17 protein-coding genes are annotated in these 17,650 nt (G+C 58.8%); 6 read left to right on the forward strand and 11 right to left on the reverse strand.

Annotated features, from left to right (window positions below; translation table 11 throughout):
• Nucleotides 1-7 precede the first annotated feature (7 nt).
• Both ACSQ13_RS17710 and ACSQ13_RS17715 read left to right on the forward strand, forming a co-directional pair.
• Entirely contained in the window at nucleotides 8-691 is a 684-nt protein-coding gene (locus ACSQ13_RS17710) for a DsbA family protein (RefSeq protein WP_176248940.1), read from the forward strand.
• Nucleotides 691-1,809 (forward strand): CaiB/BaiF CoA transferase family protein, encoded by a 1,119-nt coding sequence (locus ACSQ13_RS17715; RefSeq protein ID WP_295512133.1) that lies wholly within the window; start codon nucleotides 691-693, stop codon nucleotides 1,807-1,809. The genes ACSQ13_RS17710 and ACSQ13_RS17715 overlap by 1 nt, the downstream gene beginning before the upstream one ends.
• 59 nt (nucleotides 1,810-1,868) lie before the next feature.
• Here the strand turns inward: ACSQ13_RS17715 and lpxK are convergent, their stop codons facing one another.
• The 6 genes from lpxK to ACSQ13_RS17745 form a co-directional block, all read right to left on the reverse strand.
• Nucleotides 1,869-2,861, reverse strand: a complete 993-nt coding sequence (lpxK, locus tag ACSQ13_RS17720; protein ID WP_176248942.1) for a tetraacyldisaccharide 4'-kinase — start codon at nucleotides 2,859-2,861, stop codon at nucleotides 1,869-1,871.
• Complete coding sequence (locus ACSQ13_RS17725; RefSeq protein ID WP_176248943.1) at nucleotides 2,858-4,087, reverse strand: 3-deoxy-D-manno-octulosonic acid transferase; 1,230 nt, start codon at nucleotides 4,085-4,087, stop codon at nucleotides 2,858-2,860. The genes lpxK and ACSQ13_RS17725 overlap by 4 nt, the downstream gene beginning before the upstream one ends.
• A gap of 6 nt (nucleotides 4,088-4,093) precedes the next feature.
• Complete coding sequence (locus ACSQ13_RS17730) at nucleotides 4,094-4,336, reverse strand: DUF4170 domain-containing protein (protein ID WP_037228020.1); 243 nt, start codon at nucleotides 4,334-4,336, stop codon at nucleotides 4,094-4,096.
• A gap of 54 nt (nucleotides 4,337-4,390) precedes the next feature.
• Nucleotides 4,391-5,170 carry an inositol monophosphatase family protein gene (locus ACSQ13_RS17735; RefSeq protein WP_176248944.1) on the reverse strand — a complete coding sequence of 260 codons (780 nt, stop codon included), beginning with the start codon at nucleotides 5,168-5,170 and terminating at the stop codon, nucleotides 4,391-4,393.
• The gene (locus ACSQ13_RS17740) at nucleotides 5,157-6,503 is read right to left on the reverse strand and encodes a TldD/PmbA family protein (protein WP_176248945.1); all 1,347 of its coding nucleotides are present in this window, start codon (nucleotides 6,501-6,503) and stop codon (nucleotides 5,157-5,159) included. Before ACSQ13_RS17740 ends, ACSQ13_RS17735 begins: the two co-directional genes overlap by 14 nt.
• Before the next feature lie 89 nt (nucleotides 6,504-6,592).
• A complete protein-coding gene (locus ACSQ13_RS17745) occupies nucleotides 6,593-8,131 on the reverse strand; it encodes a DUF2125 domain-containing protein (RefSeq protein ID WP_295512136.1) in 1,539 nt (512 codons plus the stop codon).
• Nucleotides 8,132-8,350: 219 nt separating this feature from the next.
• Between ACSQ13_RS17745 and ACSQ13_RS17750 the strand changes: the two genes are divergently transcribed.
• The 3 genes from ACSQ13_RS17750 (at nucleotide 8,351) to ACSQ13_RS17760 (ending at nucleotide 11,113) form a co-directional block, all read left to right on the forward strand.
• Nucleotides 8,351-9,100: an SDR family oxidoreductase gene (locus tag ACSQ13_RS17750; RefSeq protein WP_295512146.1), complete on the forward strand. Its 750-nt coding sequence runs from the start codon at nucleotides 8,351-8,353 to the stop codon at nucleotides 9,098-9,100.
• The gene (locus ACSQ13_RS17755; protein WP_176248947.1) at nucleotides 9,097-9,738 is read left to right on the forward strand and encodes an enoyl-CoA hydratase/isomerase family protein; all 642 of its coding nucleotides are present in this window, start codon (nucleotides 9,097-9,099) and stop codon (nucleotides 9,736-9,738) included. The genes ACSQ13_RS17750 and ACSQ13_RS17755 overlap by 4 nt, the downstream gene beginning before the upstream one ends.
• A 175-nt stretch (nucleotides 9,739-9,913) precedes the next feature.
• Nucleotides 9,914-11,113, forward strand: a complete 1,200-nt coding sequence (locus ACSQ13_RS17760; protein ID WP_176248948.1) for a TIGR03862 family flavoprotein — start codon at nucleotides 9,914-9,916, stop codon at nucleotides 11,111-11,113.
• On the opposite strand, the gene ACSQ13_RS17765 is transcribed toward ACSQ13_RS17760, so the two are convergent.
• The 5 genes from ACSQ13_RS17765 to ACSQ13_RS17785 all read right to left on the reverse strand — a co-directional run bounded on the left by ACSQ13_RS17765 (nucleotide 11,110) and on the right by ACSQ13_RS17785 (nucleotide 16,329).
• Complete coding sequence (locus tag ACSQ13_RS17765) at nucleotides 11,110-11,700, reverse strand: glutathione S-transferase family protein (protein WP_176248949.1); 591 nt, start codon at nucleotides 11,698-11,700, stop codon at nucleotides 11,110-11,112. The two genes, ACSQ13_RS17760 and ACSQ13_RS17765, sit on opposite strands and share 4 nt — an antisense overlap.
• Nucleotides 11,701-11,730: 30 nt before the next feature.
• Complete coding sequence (gene holA / locus ACSQ13_RS17770) at nucleotides 11,731-12,729, reverse strand: DNA polymerase III subunit delta (protein ID WP_295512139.1); 999 nt, start codon at nucleotides 12,727-12,729, stop codon at nucleotides 11,731-11,733.
• The gene (lptE, locus tag ACSQ13_RS17775) at nucleotides 12,726-13,211 is read right to left on the reverse strand and encodes an LPS assembly lipoprotein LptE (RefSeq protein WP_176248951.1); all 486 of its coding nucleotides are present in this window, start codon (nucleotides 13,209-13,211) and stop codon (nucleotides 12,726-12,728) included. Before lptE ends, holA begins: the two co-directional genes overlap by 4 nt.
• On the reverse strand, nucleotides 13,198-15,744 hold the full coding sequence (leuS, locus tag ACSQ13_RS17780) for a leucine--tRNA ligase (protein ID WP_435988129.1): 2,547 nt from the start codon (nucleotides 15,742-15,744) through the stop codon (nucleotides 13,198-13,200). Before leuS ends, lptE begins: the two co-directional genes overlap by 14 nt.
• Before the next feature lie 87 nt (nucleotides 15,745-15,831).
• Nucleotides 15,832-16,329: a DUF3576 domain-containing protein gene (locus tag ACSQ13_RS17785; protein WP_176248953.1), complete on the reverse strand. Its 498-nt coding sequence runs from the start codon at nucleotides 16,327-16,329 to the stop codon at nucleotides 15,832-15,834.
• A gap of 297 nt (nucleotides 16,330-16,626) precedes the next feature.
• Between ACSQ13_RS17785 and ACSQ13_RS17790 the strand changes: the two genes are divergently transcribed.
• The gene (locus ACSQ13_RS17790; RefSeq protein ID WP_435988130.1) at nucleotides 16,627-17,643 is read left to right on the forward strand and encodes a porin; all 1,017 of its coding nucleotides are present in this window, start codon (nucleotides 16,627-16,629) and stop codon (nucleotides 17,641-17,643) included.
• Nucleotides 17,644-17,650: the final 7 nt, after the last annotated feature.

Below are 17,650 nucleotides of genomic sequence, written 5' to 3' on the forward strand. Positions count from 1 at the left end.
AAATCAAATGAAACGCACTTTTCCAATTCTTGCGGCTGTTGCCGTGGTCGCTGCTGGCGGCTGGTATGTATTTGGCGGCACGGATGCAGTGAACAGCACATCGCTCAGCCCCATTGCAGGGGCTGCAAATGCGCAGACCACCGAAGCTGCCGAAGTCGATACGTCGACAATTCAGGACATGAGCCTGGGCAACGCCGAAGCCGCTGTGCAGATCGTTGAATATGCGTCTTTCACCTGCCCGCATTGCGCCGCATTCGATCAAGGTGCCTACAAGCAGCTCAAGGCCGACTATATCGACACCGACAAAATCGGCTTTACCTACCGCGAGGTGTATTTCGACCGCTATGGTCTGTGGGCATCCATGGTCGCGCGCTGTGATGGCGAAAACAAATTCTTTGGCATCGCTGACCTGATTTACAAAGGTCAGTCCGAATGGGTGCGCGCAGGCGAACCCGCTGCCATCGTGGAAGAGCTGCGCAAGATTGGCCGCCTTGCCGGTATCGAGAACGAAACTCTTGAGGCCTGTTTGCAAGACGGTGAAAAAGCACAGACTCTTGTGGCCTGGTGGGAAGAGAACCAAAAAGCCGATGATATCTCAAGCACGCCAAGCTTTATCATCAACGGCAAGAAATATTCCAACATGCCCTACGCCGAGATGAAGGAAATCATCGACGCGGCACTGGCCGAATAATGGCGGCCCCACTGGCAGGGCTCAAGGTGATTGAGCTGGCACGTATTCTGGCAGGGCCTTGGGCCGGCCAGACCTTGTCTGATCTTGGGTGTGAAGTCATCAAGGTGGAAAGCACCGCCGGTGACGACACACGCCAGTGGGGCCCCCCTTTCATCGAACGGGGGGATGACAAATCAGCATCCTATTTCCATTCGACCAACCGGGGCAAAGCGTCCGTTATCGTTGATCTAACCACCACCGAAGGTCAGGCCAAGATGAAAGAACTGCTGGCCGACGCGGATATCCTGATCGAGAATTTCAAGACCGGCGGTCTGGCGAAATACGGCATGGATTATGCCAGCCTGTCCAAGGAATTCCCCAAGCTGGTCTATTGTTCGATCACCGGGTTCGGGCAGGACGGCCCCTATGCACACCGCGCCGGATACGACTTTATCATTCAGGGCATGTCCGGCCTGATGTCGATCACCGGAGAAGCCGAGGGCCAGCCGCAAAAACATGGCATGGCGATTACGGATATCTTTACCGGAATTTATGCGACGACTGCAATCTTGGCGGCCGTGCACCAGCGCAGCCACACGGGCGTCGGGCAGCATATCGACATGGCCCTGCTTGACTGTGCCGTGGCGGTCACGGGCAATCAGGCGATGAACTATCTTACCACGGGCAAGCCCCCGCATCGTATGGGCAACGCGCATCCCAATTTGACCCCGTATGAAGTGTTCGAATCCTCTGATGGTCATTTGATTATTGCCACCGGCAATGATGGCCAGTTCCAACGGCTGTGCCGGATGCTGGGGCTGGACGATATGGCGGAAGCCGCGGAATATGCCAAGAACGCGGACCGTGTGGCGAACCGGCCGGAAATGATCCGTCGGTTGAATGATGCAACACGCCAGCGCACACGGGATGACCTGCTGGCAGCCTGCGAGGAAAAGGGCGTGCCTGCCGGACCGATCAACAACATGGAAGACATGTTCAATGATCCTCAGGTGATTGCGCGCGGGATGAAGATCGAACTGGACGGCGTGCCCGGTATCCGGTCGCCATTCGTGTTTTCGGGTGCCGAACTGGCGCTGCATCGCGCGTCCCCCAAGCTTGGCGAAGACGACATTGGCTGACAGGTGGCGGCGTTTTCTTTAAAGAAAACGGGTCGGAATTTTTGAAAATTCCGACCTACCTAAGCGTGCTTGGGAAGCGCATTCAGGGCCTGAACAAGCGCATTGTCATCGGCCATTTTCAACCGCACGGGCAGGGTGATTACCTTCATCCTGAACGCCGCAGGCAGTCGCACGGCGTCTTTTTCTGTCGTTACCAGTTGCGCCCCGCTGGCAAAGGCATCTGCCTCAAGCCGGGTCATCAGCGCGCGTGTCAGCGGCTGGTGATCGTCCAGCGCTTCGGCATGAACAATCTCGGCCCCGAGTGCGCGCAACGTCGCGAAAAACTTTTCCGGATGGCCAATCCCTGCAAAGGCCAAAGCGCGGGTATCCGACCAGTCCATACCGGTTTGCAGGGGGGCCAATTCGGCCTGCACATGGGGCAAGCCCGCGGGCAGTGGGGTATGGTTGAACGCGGCCTGATCTTCGGCGCTGCCAATCGACAGCAGCAGATCAGCCCTGGCCAAACCGGTTTGTACCGGTTCGCGCAGCGGTCCGGCAGGCAAGCACAGCCCGTTGCCAAACCCTTTGGCGGCATCCACCACAACAATGCTGAGATCCTGCTTGAGCGCGGGGTTTTGAAATCCGTCATCCAGAACAATGACGCTTGCCCCTGCCGCCGCAGCGGCCTGTGCACCCGCAGCGCGGTCACGGGCCACCCAAACATCGGCAAAGGCAGCCAGCAAAAGCGGCTCATCCCCGACCTGCGCCGCTGAATGCCGCGAAGGGTCTACCAAAAGCGGCCCTTTTTCGGTGCCGCCATAGCCCCGCGATACGATGTGTGGCGTGTGGTAAATGTTGCGCAGATGTTCGACCACGGCCATCACTGTCGGCGTCTTGCCCGTGCCGCCCGCGTTAATATTCCCGACACAAACAACCGGAATGCCCAGGTCCAGGGGCTCTCCATGGGCCAAACGCCGCGCGGTGGCTTTTGCGTATAGCGCGCCCAGGGGCTGCAACAGGCGCGCGCGCCAGTCGGGCTTGGGCGAAAACCAAAAGGAAGGGGGGCGTTTCATCGTTCGGCCTCTTGCTGGTCAAGGGTGTCCTGGACCAGATCTATCACCTTGTCCGTCAGGGCGGCACCGCGGCTGATCACATCCCAACCGGCATGTGCCATCACGGCAGCCTGATCCGGCGCAATCAAGCGGCTGACGGCGGTTGCAAGGGCCGTTGCATCATTCACAATCCGCGCGGCCCCTTCAGATGCAAGGCGCGTGTAGGACGGCAGAAACCGCCGCACCTTTGGGCCATACAAAACCGCCGACCCCAGGGCTGCCGCCTCGAACGGATCACAGCCGCCGGGCCCCCCGGTCAGCGAACTGCCCAGAAAGGACACAGGTGCCAGACGATAGAACAACCCGATTTCGGCAGGATCATCGGCCAGCATGATCTGGGTCGAGCTGTCGGGATATCCATCGTCCCCCCAGCGAAGAACGCGAAAATCCTGTTGCGCCATATAGGTGGCAAACTTGTCGGCTTGACCCGGGTCGGCCGGCATCACGACCAGCAGCAACCGATGTGACAGACGCAAAGCCTGCCGGTGCGCCCGAAGTACAGTGGGAAGTTCGTCTTCCAAAATCTGATTGGCAAACCAGACGGGCCGCCCGACCAAGGCGGCAGAAAGATCCGCCATGTCGGAAACGATACAGGGCAGCGCCTGCCCTCCGGCCTGAAGTGCGGGCGTCATTTCGATGCTATCTCGCGAAATACCAAGACGGATCAACCGTTGAAAACCGGCTTCGGACCGCGCCAGAATCGCTGAAAAGGTCGATACCAGTTCAAAGGTCAAATCCCGCATCCAGCGGTCACGACGCCCGTCAAACCCGCCGCTATCTGCATCGATCAGAAACAGCGGGCATTTCCGTTGCGCCGCAGCCAGGATCAAATTCGGGCGGAGCCTTCCCCAGGCCCAGATACATGCGTTGGGTTTCCAGTGGTTCAAAAACGCGGCGACGGATGTTGGATGATCATCGGGAAGATCATCAATGATAACGTCCGCGTGGGGTGATGCCGGGCGTTCGGCACCGGTATCGCTTTTGGGCAGTGTAATCAGAACGCGCAGGCCCGACCGGCTGCGGCATAAACGTATTGCAAGGTCTTGAATGGCCAGCAAACTGCCCGGTTCGGGGGCATGGCACCAAACCAGCTCACCGTCCGGGCGATCTGCAACAGGCGTATACGGCACCGCTGAGCCGCGCCCCGAGTAGGCGCGATACGCAGTCAGCGCAAGGGACCGCGCCATATTGAATTAGCCCAGTTCTTCGGTCGAGGACGCAGCGGCTTCCTCGTCGCGCAAGCGGTGCAGATGCGCGATGAAATACCGCATATGCGCGTTGTCTACGGTGCGCTGCGCTTCGTTCTTCCAAGCATCATAGGCGCTGGCATAATTCGGGAAAATGCCGACCACGTGAATGTCATCTACATTTTTGAACGCTGTGCCGGTCGGTGAAACCAGTTCTCCGCCAAAGACGAGGTGTAGGCGTTGGGTCATGGTGCAATCCTTTGTTTTCGGATGAATGCCGATGCCGGTATCTAAGGCAACGGGTTATGCGGGGGCAAGGCTGCTAAGCAAATCCGCATGGATCGAAGCGCTGGCCGCAAGGACGCCATTTAGTCGCGGATCAGGGTTGTTGAACCGTAAAGCCGCGCCGGTTTTATCGGTGCAATAGCCGCCGGCTTCGGTCACGATCAGCGCACCGGCAGCAATGTCCCATTCCCAGCTTTTGCGCAAAGTGACCATGCCGTCGAACCGCCCTTGCCCCACCAGCCCAAGCCGGTAGGCCAGCGACGGGCGGTGTGCCCGTTTGAAACCCGGATCACCTGCGATCCAGTGGTGTTCAGCCATGACAGGTTTGGTTGCAAGCACTGTTGCGTTGCTCAGACCTTGGGTGGTTGATGCCGCGATTTTCAGATCATTCAATGTGGCACCACCGCCCAGCGACGCGGCATAAAGCCGGTCGAGCATTGGCAGGAACACAACGGCTGCGGTGATCTTGCCGCCTTGGGCAATCGCCAGCGAATGGGACCAGGTATCAGACCCTTCGATAAAGCTGCGGGTGCCATCAATCGGGTCGATAATAAAGACGTGGGATTGATCCAGCCGCCTGTCGCCGTCTTCGCTTTCCTCGGACAGCCAGCCGTAATCGGGGCGGGCTGTCGTCAGGGTTTCGTGCAGCATTGCATTCACGGCCAGATCGGCCTCGGTCACGGGGCCGGCATCGCCGGGCTTGTCCCAGCGTTTCGCGGTTTGCCCGGTATAGGACGTGGCGATCTGGCCAGCCTTGCGGGCGCAGTCGATCAATAGGTCAAGATCACGCACCGGCAAGGGTCATTCCTGGAACAAGCAAGGACGGCACGACGCGGCTGAGGTGCGTGCGTGCGTCATTTGCGGGGATAATGCTGCGCAGCATGTCGCGCAAATTCCCTGCAATGGTGCATTCATTTATCGCATGGGTGATTTCGCCATTTTCGATCCACAGACCAGAGGCACCCCGCGAATAATCGCCCGTGTTAGGGTTGATCGTAGAGCCTATCATAGAGGTCACGAGCAATCCGGTGCCCATCTGTTTGATCAGGTCGTCACGGGTCGCATCGCCTTGGGTCAGGGCAATATTCCAGACCGCAGGGCCGGGGTTTGATCCGGTGCCGCGCGCGGCGTTGCCGGTCGGGGCCATGCCCAGTTTGCGGGCAGTCGCCAGATCAAGGGTCCAGCCTTTCAGCGTCCCGTTTTCGACAATCACACGCCGGTTGGTCGGCAGGCCTTCACCGTCAAAGGGGCGCGATCCAGATGTGCGCGGGCGGTGGGGGTCTTCGATGATCGACAGGCCGTCCGGCAACACCTGTTCGCCCATCGCGTCGCGCAACCACGACGCACCGCGCGCAATGGCAGCACCGCTGACCGCCGCCAGAAGATGCCCGATCAGCGTGGATGAAATCCGTTCGTCGAACAAAACCGGATAGGCCCCTGTCGGCGGTTTGCGGGCATCCATCCGCAGCAAAGTCCGCTCTGCTGCGGTGGTTCCGATGTCTTCGGGACTGCGCAGGTCGGCCTGAAAAATCCGGCTGTCGCCGTCATAGTCGCGTTCCATCGCGGTACCGCTGCCTGCGATGGTGACACAAGACAGCCCCCGATCCGTGCGGGTATACCCACCTTCAAAACCGTTGCTGGCCGAAAGATAAACCTGCTGCTCCCCATAGGCTGCGCTGGCGGATTGCACCTGCGAGATACCTTTGACGGCCAACCCTGCCGCTTCGGCCCGTGCGGCATCGTCTTGCAACGTCTGCGGCGATGGCTCCGGCGTCGGGTCGGACAGTTCGAGCGCGTCAATATCCCAGCTGGTCGCCAATTGGTCTGGGTCGGCAAGGCCGGAATAGGGGTCTTCGGGCGCTTCTTTTGCCATTGCAACGGCCCGCAGTGCCATTTCCTCGATCGTGCGATCTGAGGTGTCGGACGCAGATACGTTTGCCGACCGTTTGCCAACAAACACCCGCAGGCCGATGTCGACGCCTTCGGACCGTTCCGCTTGCTCAAGGGCTCCGCCACGGACGTCAACACTGACCGATGTACCGCGCACAGCCATTGCATCGGCGCTGTCTGCGCCGGCATCTTTGGCAGCGCGCAGCAATGATTTTGTCAGCGCATCAATGGACTGCTGCATGGGAATTCTCCTAAATATCTCAATGGTTAGCTAGCGACCCCACTGCCAGTCTGCAAGGGATGGGGGTCGCATCGACAAGGGCCGCGTCTTTATTTGATCCGCTGACCATTGGCCAAAATCGCGCCTGACCGGGTAAATTCGATCTTTGTCTCAAGCGTATCTTCGCCGTCGCCGGGGATCGTAAACATACCCATCACCATGCGCGCACCCATGGCCATCTGATCTGGCAGCAGACCTGCTTCGACAAGGCTGTTGATCAGGGTGTTGCCGCCCACCAGTTTCAGATCAACCGCCCCCGTCGGCTTGAGCGTGCCATCCTGTGTATCGGTGCCCGAATTGTCAAAAGTTGCAGCACCATAGCCGGTCAACCGCGCCCCGAGCGCGTCAACAATCAGCGAATTCAGCTTTACGCTTTCAGGTTTTGCAGGAACGTCCATGGCATCCGACATCTGATCGGCGTTTTGCATATCCAGGTAATCTGCCAGCAGCGTCGCAGTGCCGGTCATGTCAAGCGCAACCGTGGCCGGATCGCGCGGCAGAGTGCCCTGAGGGTTCAGCATCCCCCAAACCAGATCCGACATCGTGAAATCCGTCAGGTTCAGGCCCAAGGCAAAATTCTGGGGCGCGTCCGATCTCATCACAGGCGCGCTTAGGTTAAAGGCGGCGTTATCCATGGCAAAGGACAGCAAGAACGGGAATTGCGGCGGCTGTACCGACACTGTCATGCCTTCGCGGGTTCCGGCATAGCTGAAGCCATCCGCACTGGTCTCTACCGCAAGCGTGCCGCTTTCAGCGGCCATCGCAATGGCCATATCGCCGCTGACGGGGTCCTCAATGTTGAGGGTCATTGTGCTGTTTCCGGCAGTCACGGTGCCTGCAACATCCATACCGGCACGCAACAGCCCGGCCGTATCGCTGACCTGCGCCAGTGCAAGCGGCAGAATTCCGTTCGCCTTGAAACCCAGGTTGGCCGATGTTCCCTGTACCGTGGCAATTGCCGGTTCGTTCGGATCCTTGAACCGCATCTCATAGGTGGCGGACCCGATTGTCGCGGTTTGATCATAGTCGCGCATGCTGGCCAGTTTGCTGTCTGTTCTGCTTTGAACATCCTGCATCGTAATGGCCATCTTGGCGTTCTCGGGGCCAACAGTTTCACTGCCGACGGTCAATTGATCCAGGGTTAGTCCCACCATCCCGGCGGAATAGCTGCTGGTCATGTTGGTCGGGGTCCCGCTGACCACCATATCCTGGGCGGACTGGTTGATGGTCAGGGTCATAGTGACCGGTTCGCCTTGTCCTGTGGCGGGGCTGACGCTGACTGATACCGGCATGACCGGGGGAAACAGCACGGTTACGCTGCCGTCGTCATTCTGGGCAAAACCGATGCTGCCAAGGGTCACTGACATGTCGCCCTGATCGGGGTCCATTGCCAGATCAAGCCGCAGGTCGCTGACGGTCAGCGTATTGCCCGAGGTGCTTTCCTTGGCGGTCAGGCTGTATCCGATGCTTTGAATGTGGTCGCGCCAATCCTGCCAGACATCATTGGGGGTCACATCTGCGGTTGCGAAATGTGCTGTCGACAAAAGGGCAAAGGCTGAACAGCCAAGCAATGTTTGAAATCGGGTCATCGTGAAAGTTCCTTTGTCGGGCGGCTGCGGCACGGGGTCATTTGTGCCTAACAGATAATTGGTATGGATCATCTTACAAGGCAAAGCGCCCTTCGTCCAAGATTGGGCTTTTGGCTGGCATCGGGTTATGTAGATGCTAAGTATCTTCTGATTACACGGTTAATTACATGGTTTGGCGGATTTCCAAGCCTGATAACGATGAAAGATGGGATGAACGATATGGAAATGGCAGGCAAAACCGTCATGATCACCGGCGCAAGCCGCGGTATCGGTGCCGAAACGGCACGTCTTTTCGCCAAAGCGGGGGCGAATGTGGTGCTGCTGGCCCGATCCCAAGACGCCATCGCCGATCTGGCGGGCGAGATCGGGCATAAGGCCATCGCGATCCCCTGCAACGTGGCCCGCTTTGGGGAAATGTCGTCGGCAGTTGAAACGACGGTGCAGGCGTTTGGCAGTCTGGATGTGCTGATCAACAATGCCGGTGTGATCGACCCGATTTCGCATCTGGCCACCTCTGACCCCGATGCTTGGGGGCTGGCGATCGATATTAACCTCAAAGGTGTTTACAACGGCATGCGGGCGGCATTGCCCGTGATGAAACATGCCGGTACCGGCACCATTCTGACGGTCAGTTCCGGTGCTGCGCATCACGCGATCGAGGCATGGAGCGCCTATTGTGCGTCCAAGGCGGCGGTGAACATGATCGGCCGGTCTGTCCACCTTGAGGAAGCCGCCAACGGCATCCGCGCCATCGGTTTGTCACCCGGCACCGTTGCCACCCAAATGCAACGCGAGATCAAGGCAAGCGGCATCAACCCTGTCAGCGAACTGGCGTGGGAAGACCACATTCCCGCCGACTGGCCAGCCCGCGCCCTGCTGTGGATGTGTAGCCCAGCGGCAGACCGCTTTTGCGGCGAGGAAATATCGCTGCGTGACGAAAGCATCCGCAAAGAGGTTGGCCTGATATGATTGATTTTTCCCGCGACGGCGACATCTGGACCGCGACCCTGAACCGGCCTGAAAAGGCCAATTCGCTTACCCATGAAATGCTGGTGTCTTTGGCCGAGTTCATGGAGGACGCGCAAGCCGCCCGCGCTGTCATCCTGACCGGCCAAGGCAAGGTATTCAGCGCGGGGGCCGATCTGGACGAAGCCCGCGCAGGTCTTGCGACTTCGGATATCTGGGAACGGCTGTCGGGGGCCATTGCAGCGTTGCCGGGTCTTAGCATCTGCGCGATGAACGGCACATTGGCGGGCGGTGCGATGGGCATGGCGCTGGCCAGTGATCTGCGCATCGCAGTGCCCACGGCCAAGTTTTTCTATCCGGTGATGAAGCTGGGGTTCTTGCCGCAACCCAGTGACCCCGCACGGATGTCGGCATTGATCGGCCCCGCGCGGACCAAGCTGATCTTGATGGGCGGGCAAAAGATCACGGCGGATGAGGCCCTGTTGTTCGGTCTGATCGACAGGATCGTCGAACCGGATACCCTGCTGGAGACAGCCCGTCACATCGCCGCAGATACCGTCGCCGCCACGCCTGAAATCGCGGTCGGAATTAAAGCCATGTGCACACCACAGTCCGGTGCATCAGATGCGCCCCTTAGATAAAGGGCACAAACGGCACGCCACAGGCGCTAACTGCGGTTAATGTGGTCAAAAGAATGTAAAGCCGCATATGGGTGTGCCTGCCTGTTTTGGGTCAATTGCCATCATCATCGTGCAATTGCCTTTCGGTCAAGTTAAGTCAGGCCCTTAGTTTCGTATTTTCAGCAAAGGCATCCCCATGACCTCTTTGGCAGTGACAGAAAAACAGGCGGTCGTAATTGGCGCAGGTCCGGCGGGGCTGATGGCGGCTGAAATGCTGGCGGCAGCCGGTCTGTCGGTGACGGTCTGCGACCATAAACCGTCGGTCGGGCGCAAATTCCTGATGGCGGGCAAGTCGGGGTTGAACCTGACCAAAGTTGAACCGGATGATGCCTTTTTGAACGCCTTCACCGACGCCAAGGGCGTGCTTGCGCCGATCATATCTGCATTTGACAGCGCTGCGGTTCAGGAATGGGCCACAGGGTTGGGGCAAGAGCTTTTTACCGGGTCGACAGGCCGGGTTTTTCCGACAGTGATGAAGGCGTCGCCCCTGTTGCGGGCCTGGCTGGTCCGGTTGACCGAGGCCGGTGTCCGGATCAACACACGCTGGGATTGGACCGGCTGGGACGCAGACGGGCTGGTTTTCGAGACACCCGATGGCCGGCAGGTTTTGCAGCCGGATGTGACCGTTTTGGCGATGGGCGGGGCAAGCTGGGCGCGGCTTGGGTCAACCGGGGATTGGGCCAAAGTGATGGCAAGCGACACGCCGTTCACGCCATTCGCGCCCGCAAACGTGGGCATCGCGGTGGATTGGTCCTCGCATATGGAGGCGCATTTCGGCACGGCGCTGAAAGGTATCGCGCTCAAGTCCGGCACGTATCGTTCGCGGGGCGAGGCACTGATTTCGCGTCAAGGGTTTGAGGGCGGTGGCATTTACACCATCTCGCGCGGGGTGCGCGAAGGGCATCCGCTGATGTTGGACCTGCTGCCGGATCAAACGGTCGAGGCTTTGACGAAAAAGCTGGATCAGCCGCGCGGCAAGATGAGCATGGCCAATTTCATGCGCAAGGCGCTCAAGCTTGATCCGGTAAAAATCGCTGTTTTGCAGGAAATGGCGCGGCCCTTGCCGCAAGACACCAAGGCGCTGGCGAAACTGCTTAAGGCGCTGCCGATCAAACACGCGGGTTTGCGCCCGATGGATCAGGCAATTTCGACGGCTGGCGGGGTAAAGTTCGACGCCGTGGATGACGCGTTGATGTTGCGCAACCGTCCCGGTGTTTTTGTCGCGGGCGAGATGCTGGATTGGGAGGCCCCCACAGGCGGCTATCTGATTTCGGCCTGCCTTGCGACAGGCCGATGGGCGGGGCAACATGCCGCCGCTTGGGCGCAAAAGGCCTAGCCTTCTTTGGTTGCGGCCGCTTTGAACGCGGGGCGGTCGCGCATGGATTTGGCCCAGTCGCCCAGCTTGTCATCCACACGGTCGAACCCCGCGCCGATGGACCAGTTGATGCAATGGGTGGCCAGCAGATCAGGCACGGTTATCTCATCCCCCATCAAAAACGGCCCTTCCAAACGATCTGACAGAATCTTGGCCGAACGGGCGAACTCTGCCTTCAGGCTTGGCTTGATCTCGGGAACGCGCTGTTCTTCGGGAAAGACAAAGCTGTGTTTGGCCGCGGCCCACAGGATCGCGTCCATTTCGTCGATCAGCCAAAAGGTCATGGCATCCTGACGTGCGCGGGCGGGGGTGCCGGCCGGGGCGGTCAGCATGCCGTGTTTGTCGGCCAGATACTGCATGATCGCCACAGAATCGGTCAAAACCTCATCGCCATCGACCAATGCAGGGATTTTTCCTGACGGATTGTATTTCTTGGCCTCGTCTGACGCCGGCCCACACGGGACATGCTCGTATGGCTGGCCCAGTTCTTCCAGCATCCACATGACGCGCAAGGCGCGTGATTTTGTGGCTCCGATGACTTTGTACATTTCGCTCTTCCCTTGATATTTCAACCAAGGTTAGCGTTGTGCGCCCAACATTGCCAGCCGGATGAACGCCCGTTCGACCAACGCCATCGTGGGCGCATGTTGCCCCGCCGATCGCAGCGTAAGGTCGGTATCTGTCAGCACCGTCAAAGCGGTTTCCAGCTTGGTGGCACCCCAGTTTTTGGCCTGCCGCATGGCGCGGTCACGGTCGCGCACACCCCAGATCTGGCCGCCGGGGTTGCTGGCGATGCGGTACAAGGTGCGAAAGTGGCGGGTGGCCATGATGATCAAGGTCACGGCGTTCACGCCTTGCGCTTGCAGCTTGGCCATCACCGGCCCGATATCGCCGGCACGGGCTTCGGCCACGACATGCAGGATATCGTCGACTTCGGCCTCGGTAGAGGTGGGCGCGCAATTGCCAACGTCCAAGGCGGTCAGGGGACCATTGTCACCGATCTTGTAAAGCGTGATTTTTTCGACCATCTGGCGGAAATCGCCGGGGTCCAGCACGCGGGCAAGCTCGCTGAGCGACCCCATGGCATCGGGTTCGGGGCTTAGCTTTGCCTCGGACAGGATACGCTCTATCTCGGCGCGGTCGGGCGGAGTGTCATAAATCGGCGTGGCAAAGGCGGTTTTATGCGCCTCGAATGCCTTGAGCACCTTTGACGTTTTCTTGAGGTCACCAGCCGTCACCACGATCTGTGCATCACCGGGCTGCCAATCGGCAAGCGCGTCGATCAGTATCTTGGCGATGTTGTCGTTGGCATCTTCGACAAAGGCGGCGCGAGGGCCGGGAAAGAAACCAACCGCTTTTAACGCATCCAGCAGCATTGGCGGGTCGCGGCGCAGGTCGGCGGCCTGAATGCGGGTCAGCCGCATTTCTTCTTCGGCATTGGCGCCTAGCAACGCCTTTAGAAATTCCTGCCGTTTCAAGGCAACGCGCATCGCATCGCTGCCATAGATTAGCAGCCCTGTTTTGTTCGGGTCAGGCTTTTTGAAATAGGCAGTTGCGTCGCGTGGCGGCAGTTTCATTGTGTCAGGTCAGCCGCATAAAGCCGGGTCACGATCTGATCGGCCAGCATCGTCATCAGGCGCACTTGGGCATCGCGTTCAGCGGCGAGGGTCGCAACGGTAGACCCGGTCGCGGAATAGCCGGTAAAGTTTTCGACATCACCCGATGAGACGATTTGCCCGGTGCCAAGGTCACGCAGCGCAAAATCGGCTTTGCCAATCAGATTATAGCGTCTGGTGTTATCGGCGCTATCAATCGCCAGACCTTCTTGGCTGGTGGTCACGGCAAGGGCCAATCCGTATTTGGCAGCTGCCGGACGGCCCAGACGGGTTTCGATCTCGCGGACCAGCGTATAGCTGAACGCGTCGTCTGGCGCGTCCACTGCAACACTGTTTTTCAAGGCTGTCCCCGTGCCGCCGGGGCCGTAAACCGGCTGAAACCCGCAGGCGGCCAGCGCCAGCAAAGGCAGCGCCAGCATAAGGCGGCGGCTAGGCAACGACATTGACGATCCGTCCGGGCACTACGATCACCTTTTTGGGCGTGGCACCATCAAGGGTGCGAATAACAGCTTCGTGGCTGAGCGCGATCTTTTCAACCTCTTCTTTCGACATATCGGCGGGCACCTGAATTTCTGCGCGCCGTTTGCCGTTGATCTGGATCGGCAAGGTCACGGTGTCATCAACCAGCATCGCCTCTGATGCCTTGGGCCAAGGTGCCGTGGTGATCAGGCCCGTGCCGCCCTGTGCGGACCAGATTTCTTCCGACAGGTGCGGGGTCATCGGGGCCATAAGCTGTGCAAGGGTCATGATCGCCTCGCGCTGTGCGGCACGTCCGGCCTTGGATTTGTGCAGTGTCGCGGTAAAGGCATAGAGCTTGGCAATGGCTGCGTTAAAGCCGAAGGATTCGACGCCCATGGTCACATCATGAATGGTTTTATGCATGGCGCGCAGCAGATCGTCGTCGCCTTCGCCATTGGCATCATTCGCCATCTCGGTGATCCGGTTCGAAATATTCCAGACGCGGCCAAGGTGTTTATAGGCGGCTTCGGCACCTGACGCTGTCCATTCCACATCCCGTTCGGGGGGGGAATCGGACAAGACAAACCAGCGCGCGGTATCTGCGCCATAGCTCGCGATGATTCCCAGCGGATCGACGACGTTCTTTTTCGACTTCGACATTTTGGCCGAGGGGATGATCTCCACTGGTGTGCCATCGGCAAGTTTACCGTCGGTGACGTCCTCGGGCAGGTGATAGACAGGGCGGTCGTTTTCGCCCGTGGTCTGGTAAATCTCGTGGGTCACCATGCCTTGGGTGAACAACGCGTCAAAAGGTTCGATCGCTTTTTCCGGCAAATGGCCGGTGATCTGCATCGCGCGGGCAAAGAACCGCGAATACAGCAGGTGAAGAATCGCGTGTTCAATGCCACCGATATACTGATCGACGTTCATCCAGTATTCGGCGTCTTCCATGACAGTCGGTGTATCGGCGTGGGGCGCGGTAAAGCGGGCAAAGTACCAGGACGAATCAACGAATGTGTCCATTGTGTCGGTTTCACGCTTGGCAGGCGCACCACAGGACGGGCAGGCACAGTCGCGCCATGTCGGGTGGCGGTCCAAAGGATTGCCCGGCACGTCAAAGCTGACGTCATAGGGCAGTTCGATCGGCAGGTTCTCTTTCTTTTCAGGGACCACACCGCAAGCGTCGCAATGCACCACGGGGATAGGGCAGCCCCAATAGCGCTGGCGGGACAGGCCCCAGTCGCGCAGGCGGTATTTGGTCACGCCCTGGCCGACGCCTTGGGCTTCGCAGGCTTCAATCGCTGTTGCGATGGCCTCGTCGCCGGTTTGCCATTTCTCGCCGGCAAAGCCGCCATTGTAGTAAACCCGTTCGGATTTGGCCGGAACAAAGGCTTCGGTGATCTTTGGATCGGCATCTTCGGCCGGAAGGAAGGTCGAAATGATCGGCAGGCTGTATTTTGTCGCGAATTCAAAGTCGCGCTGGTCATGTGCGGGGCAGCCAAAGATCGCACCCGTGCCATAATCCATCAGGATAAAGTTGGCGATGTAGACAGGCAGTTCCCACGACGTATCAAACGGGTGACGCACGCGCAGGCCGGTATCCATCCCCAGCTTTTCAGCGGTTTCGATGGCTTCTTCGGTCGTGCCCCCCTTGCGGCATTCCGTGCAGAATGCGGCGAGTTCAGGGTTGTCCTTCTCGAGGGTTTTGGCCAGCGGGTGGTCGGGCGAAATACCGACAAAGCTGGCACCAAGCAACGTATCGGGGCGGGTGGTATATACCTCGATCCGGTCAAAACCGTCCGGCGCGTCGATGGTCGAGAACGCGAATTGCAGACCGCGCGATTTGCCGATCCAGTTGGCCTGCATCAGTTTGACCTTGGCGGGCCAGTTATCAAGCGTGTCGAGCGCGTTGAGCAATTCTTCGGAGTGGTCGGAGATCTTAAAGAACCACTGCGTCAGCTCGCGCCGTTCAACCAGCGCGCCCGACCGCCAGCCGCGCCCGGCCTCGACCTGTTCATTGGCCAGAACGGTCATGTCGACCGGGTCCCAGTTCACCACGGCATTCTTGCGGTAAACCAAACCTTCCTCAAGGAAATCAAGGAACAACGCCTGTTGCTGGCCATAATATTCCGGATCGCATGTGGCGAATTCGCGGGACCAGTCAATGGACAGGCCCAGCGGTTTCATCTGGCCGCGCATGTCTGCGATATTGCCATAGGTCCAGTCTTTGGGGTGGCCGCCGATGGCCATTGCCGCGTTTTCGGCGGGCATCCCGAAGGCGTCCCAGCCCATCGGATGCAGCACGTTATGGCCGGTCGCGATCTTGTAGCGCGCGATCACGTCACCCATCGTATAGTTGCGCACGTGGCCCATGTGGATACGGCCCGACGGATAGGGGAACATCTCGAGGACATAGTATTTCGGCTTGTCGGCAGAGCGGACAGCCTTGAAAACATCGTCTTTTTCCCAGGCGGCTTGCCAGCGGGCTTCGATTTCGGCGGGGGTGTAACGGGACATCTTGGCTGACCTTATCAAACGAAAAACGCCGGGCGAGCGACTAGCGCGTGGCCCGGCGTTGGAATGGAGAATGGGGTAGAAGCGGGCTTAGAATTTATTGTCGGCAATCCGCATTTCGCGCGCACGGCTAAGAATCGCATCTTCTACGGCACGCGACGTCGCTTTGTTGACCGCGCGCCCGCCACGGGTTTGCAGCGAAATGTTCAATGACCGCGCATCCAGCGCCGGATCGTCGATCAGAACGGTGGCGCGGTAGGACTGGCCGCTGCCGGGCGGTGTGCCGTATCCGGTCACGATAACCCCGGTGTAAGGGTCGATCGACTGGATCGGCAAAAAGTTGAGAACCTCGAGCGACGCAGACCACAGATACTTGTTAACGGATACGCTTGTGTCTGTGTTCTTGCGGTTGAAAATCGACCAGATCGTGTTCTCCTGGTTCGTCTCGATGCTGCTTGGCACGTTCGGGCCGGCGGCTTCTGCAGCAGAGGGACCAACAGGCGCACCTAGGTTAAACGCACCACATGCGCTTAGCGATGCAGCGGCCATAAGGGCCATTGTGGATTTAAATACCGAAGCGTGCGCCATTCCAGCCGTCCTTTGCCTATTTGGACACTGGTCTAAACAAGCAGGGTACTATCGGCAAGCGCAATGTCGGATCGCACATAGTATAGCGCTCTTTAATAGATGTTTTACCTGTGCGACGGCCCGCCTGCTGCTGCTGCCCCTCAAGTCGGACTGTGGCAAAGCTGCATCAGAGTTTTCAACATTGAGGCAAACCGTTTCGCGATCCTTGCCAAAACTGGGGCAAAAGAACAAAAGACCTTCATACCCTTTCCGGATTCCCCGGTCAGGGCATGTGAATTCAAACCGATGGGATAACTCATGAAAAAAGTTCTCTTCGCTACAACAGCCCTGGTCGCAACCGCAGGCGTAGCAGCAGCAGACGTAACATTTGGTGGCTACGGCCGCTTTGGTGTTCTGTACAACTCCACCGCTGGTGCGGACAACATCTTCGACACAGCAGATGACGTTTCGTCCTCCAACATCACATCGCGCTTCCGCCTGCAGATCACTGCAACAGCAGAATCCGACATGGGTGTTTCCTTCGGTGCGATGACCCGCATCAACCAGGATAATGGCGGCTCCGGCACTGGCCTGAACGGCGTTCGCTTCTTCGCGAAATCCGGTGGTCTTGAAGTTGGCGTTGGCAACATCTACGGCGCTCTGGAATTCATGCCTGGCATGTACCCAATCGATCTGGGCCTGACCGGTCTGGGTTACGACTACACCGCATATAACTTCAATGGCGATGCGTACTCTTCCGGTGGTGCCGGTGCATCCCAGCAGAACGGTGTTGAAGTAACGTACAAAATGGGCGACCTGTCCATGCACCTGTCGGCTTCCGATGGTGGCACAACGTACAACAACAACACAGTTGCTGGTAACGCAGTTGTTGGCGCAACAGCCATTCAGCGTGACCGTGTTGCTGCGCACATCGCGTACACGTTCTCCGGCTTCACATTCGCTATCGGTGGCCAAGACTCCAGCGACCTGGGCGACACAAAGTTCGCAGCATCCGTTGGCGGCAACGTTGGCATGGCAAACGTAACATTGGCATATGCTGACAACGGCACAAACGGCGACCAAGTCACTTTGGCTGCTTCGTTTGATGTTGGCGCGGCTACAAAAGTCCAAGCTTACTATGCTGACCGTTCCGGCGCGACAGCTCTGCGCGGCGACGACGGCACAGTCTACGTTGCAGGTACCGAGTACAATGGTGACTCGTACGGTATCGGTGTTCACCACGACCTGGGTGGCGGTACTTCCATCCGTGGTGGTGTTGCACGTCAGTTCACAGGCATCACACGTGCCGACGTTGGTGTTCGCTTCAACTTCTAAGTTGAAC

The sequence above is a fragment of the Sulfitobacter sp. SH22 genome (assembly GCF_965641905.1).
Lineage (GTDB): Bacteria > Pseudomonadota > Alphaproteobacteria > Rhodobacterales > Rhodobacteraceae > Sulfitobacter.